General features: G+C 55.4%; 4 protein-coding genes. All 4 read right to left on the bottom strand.

Translation table 11 applies throughout. The features are described 5' to 3' along the window. Positions 1-101 precede the first annotated feature (101 nt). The 4 genes from ABJK70_RS21980 to ABJK70_RS21965 all read right to left on the bottom strand — a co-directional run bounded on the left by ABJK70_RS21980 (position 102) and on the right by ABJK70_RS21965 (position 3,403). A complete protein-coding gene (locus ABJK70_RS21980; RefSeq protein ID WP_347259135.1) occupies positions 102-1,151 on the bottom strand; it encodes a COX15/CtaA family protein in 1,050 nt (349 codons plus the stop codon). Between the two features lie 239 nt (positions 1,152-1,390). Beyond that, positions 1,391-1,786, bottom strand: coding sequence for a hypothetical protein (locus ABJK70_RS21975; RefSeq protein WP_347259134.1), 396 nt, complete (start codon positions 1,784-1,786; stop codon positions 1,391-1,393). A 67-nt stretch (positions 1,787-1,853) separates the two neighbouring features. After that, positions 1,854-2,423 (bottom strand): CDP-alcohol phosphatidyltransferase family protein, encoded by a 570-nt coding sequence (locus ABJK70_RS21970; RefSeq protein ID WP_077728061.1) that lies wholly within the window; start codon positions 2,421-2,423, stop codon positions 1,854-1,856. After that, on the bottom strand, positions 2,420-3,403 hold the full coding sequence (locus ABJK70_RS21965) for a DUF2066 domain-containing protein (RefSeq protein WP_276205318.1): 984 nt from the start codon (positions 3,401-3,403) through the stop codon (positions 2,420-2,422). Before ABJK70_RS21965 ends, ABJK70_RS21970 begins: the two co-directional genes overlap by 4 nt. Positions 3,404-3,542: the final 139 nt, after the last annotated feature.

Raw genomic sequence — 3,542 nt, 5'->3', positions numbered from 1 at the left:
AACTAGACCTCGATCAAGCGTCGGCTGTGCCGGGTTTCCGCAACGCTTCAACCCGACCTAGGCCAAGCTTGGCAGGCTAGGCGCTGCATAGTTTCTACAGGCTAATCGACGCGCGCTGCGGCCGTGACCCTCGGATTTTCCGAATACCGCAATGCGATAAACAGGAAAAACTGGGTTCCGAAGATCAGATTGGCCAGGACGAGGTGAATCGGCTGTACGAAAGCCGGAAATCCGAGACGATCCAGCGTTACCCCCGTGCCGATGGCGGCTACCACCAAGGCGCCCAGGGCCAAGCCGAAGTTTCGAAGCAGGTGTCCGCGTTCGAGGCGTCGTGCCAGATTCCAGACGAGCCAGAGATTTGTGAAGAGAATGACGGAGGAGAACGAGCGGTGAATGTAGAAAATGATCGGAAATTCCTCCCGCCAAAGGTGGCGCTCGGCTTGATCAAAGGTCGTGGCGATGACGTCCACCGACTCCCGGATCTGGGTTCCCATGGTGATTTGCAGCAGCGTCATCCCCATCGCTACCGCCAAGACCGTTTTGAATTTTGACGATAGCGCGCCAGTATCGAGCCTCCGTATCGTGTCCTGCTGCGATCTCGCGATCGCGTAGATCAGGAGACACACGATCACGAAAGCGGTCACCATATGGGCGGTAATCATGACCGGCCGCAGATTGCTGGCGACGACCGCAGATCCCAGCCAACCCTGAAACCCGACCAATAAGAATACGGATAAGGCGAGTAAGAAGACCGCCCGGTCTCGTCTCAGATATGGAATTGAATAGAGCAAGGTCAGCAGAATAAGCACTCCGATACTCACGCCGATCAACCGATTGACGTATTCGGTCCAGGTCTTGAGCGGATTGAACTCGGTATCCGCATAGCCGCGCTCGGCGTAAATTTCGTGGTAATTCGGCGGCAGCTGGGATTCGTCGGTAGGCGGGATCCAGCGGCCGAAGCAGGTGGGCCAGTCGGGGCAGCCCATGCCGGCACCGGATGCCCGTACGATGCCGCCGACCAGGATCAGGAAATAAACGGCGGCGATCGTAATCAGGCCGATGCGGCGGAACCGTTTGGAAATCGCCGAGTCGGTCGCGTTTGAATGAAAAACGTTCTGGGGATTGAAGTCGGAAGAGACCGTATCGTTCATGACTGATATTTCGACAAGATTGGGATGTTATGTTTGTACGATGCCGGACGGCGAGTCGGTACCGGCGTTCGGAGCGTTTTTCGCCGCAGTATAGTGGCGTGAATCGGGAACTCGGCACGCACACCCAGAATGCATGCGCAAACAAGCTTGTAGGTCGGCAATCCTTTGCCGACGACGATGTCGGGAAGGGATTCCCGACCTACGACAGCCTGGGGCGCTACACCACATCGGAAGATGCTCTAGCGAGCGGGCATGACCGAAAAGGATTCCGAAATGCTGAAACTGCGGCTACGAGAACTTTCGGATAAATCCTGATAATACAACCGAATGCGATAGTTTCCGACCGGCAGTCGACCAATTCGATAGGTTCGGTAAAGCCCGGAGCCGGGGAGGGTGCTTTCCTCCGGTTGAAAGGTATAAAGGCACTGCCCGTAGTGGTTGACGACGATCTCGATTTCGTTTCCTTTCATCCGGGCATCGACACGGTCGTCGTTGCAACCGCGCCGCGGGTAATAAATCAGGATATCTTCGTTGGCGCGAGGACTATTGGGTTCGATAAAAAGGGTCTCGCCCTGCGCTGCGCCGGGTCCCCGGAAATATTCTTGGGCGACCGCCGGGAGAGGAAGAAGGCTCAACAAGAATGCCGGTATATGGCGGCGAACTCGGGATAACCGCGTCCATCGAAGCGTGGAAAAATGGCCGTTAGTCATTGCGCATGCCCAAAACTCGGGTTTCGCGGTAATAGCTGCTTCCCCAGACATATACGTACATTGCGCCGCTGACCAGGGTCGTCAAAAATACGATCGCGGTCAGGCCGGTGATGAGGCTGGCGGGCAACGACACGAAGCCATGGTGCAGGAGTATGATGAATACCAGAAAGAGCTGAAGCAATGTATTCACTTTGCTGATCAGGAGCGGTTGCCCTTCGAAGGGTCGCAGCAGGAAGTAATACAGCACTGCACCGGTGAATATCACCAGGTCGCGCAAGACCACGGTGGCCATGAGCCAAAACGGGAGCAATCCCATAAAGCTCAGCACGATATAAGACGAAACCAGAAGCAGCTTGTCGGCCAAAGGGTCGATATAGGAGCCGAGACGGGATTGCCAGTGAAAATGCTTGGCTAGAAAACCGTCCAGAGCATCCGATACACCCGCAATCACGAACAGCGTCAGAGCCCAATCGAAGCGCTTTTCCAGCATCGAACTGATGACGGGATAGACAAGCAGGATTCGGCAAACCGAAATGATATTGGGTATATGACGTGCTTTCATTCGGCTAATCGGTAGGTTAACCCGGAAAACTGCCGGTCCTCGTTAGCGACGGGTCTCAACACCCGCCCTAAAGCTAGGGCCTCCTCCAACGACGCCCTGTCGCCGAGTACGTATAGCTTAAACAAGGCATGATCGGCGTCCACTCCCATCCACTCCAGCCTTTTGACCTGAGACAGCCGGCTCAGATAGGCGGTTGCGCGATCGGTCGCATCGAGAGACGACAGGCCGACGATTTTCAATTCCAGAGTCGTTTCCTGCGTGGTACGCGGAATGAACCGTTCGGCCAGGCGGGAGTAGACTCCGGATGTACCCGACCGGAGTGCTTCCTGGAGATCGGGAAAGTTTCCCTGCCAAGTCTCGTCGAGATTTTGAAGGTAAATTCGCCAAGCGGCATCCCAGGTTCCCTCCGGTCTATGCGACAAGCGTCCGGCGAGCACGGCATCGGTCTCGTATCGAGCGGACGCTTGCTTGACCCGCTCTCCGTTACCGGTTTCCAGGTCGTCGATGCTGAGACTCTGTTGGTCGGTCAAATCCCACAAAGGAACCGTCACGGGCAATCCGCTTTCCTCCGCTGCGGCACGTAGCGCGCGGTCGATCTCCGGCATTTGATCGGCCACGAAAATCGATTTTTCCGCATTATCCTCAATCGAAAGCCATACCAGCACTTCGGGTCGCTGTTCTCCCCAAGGACTGATGTTCGATTTACGCAAGGTGTCGTTAATGCGCGGCGAATCGAACTCCACGCGCAAATAGTCGAGCGGCGCATCGGTGTCCGACTTGGTTATGTACTCGTATTGCAGAACGAAATGGTCGGGTTTTTCCAGCATGGAGCGTACGGCCTTGGACTGCATGGCATCGGTCCTGACCAATCGCTTGAGGACTTGCTCAAGAGCTTTGCGGATGTCTTCGTTACGTGTCGATTCATCTTTGCTCTGTACGGCGACGTCCATTCGATACAATCCTTTTATTTCCGCGGCCATAAGGTTGGGACAAACCATTATGAGCCACAAACTGACTAGGGCGACGAGGCGCACGAAGATCCTCCCGCAGGTTGGCGAAGAGCGTTGTACAATATCACAATCCCTTAGAGCAGCTAAAACACTCTATGTCCGTTCGACC

This window comes from Methylocaldum sp. (assembly GCF_039794385.1).
In the GTDB taxonomy this organism is placed as follows: Bacteria; Pseudomonadota; Gammaproteobacteria; order Methylococcales; family Methylococcaceae; genus Methylocaldum.
This window is presented reverse-complemented; position numbering and strand designations above follow the sequence as displayed.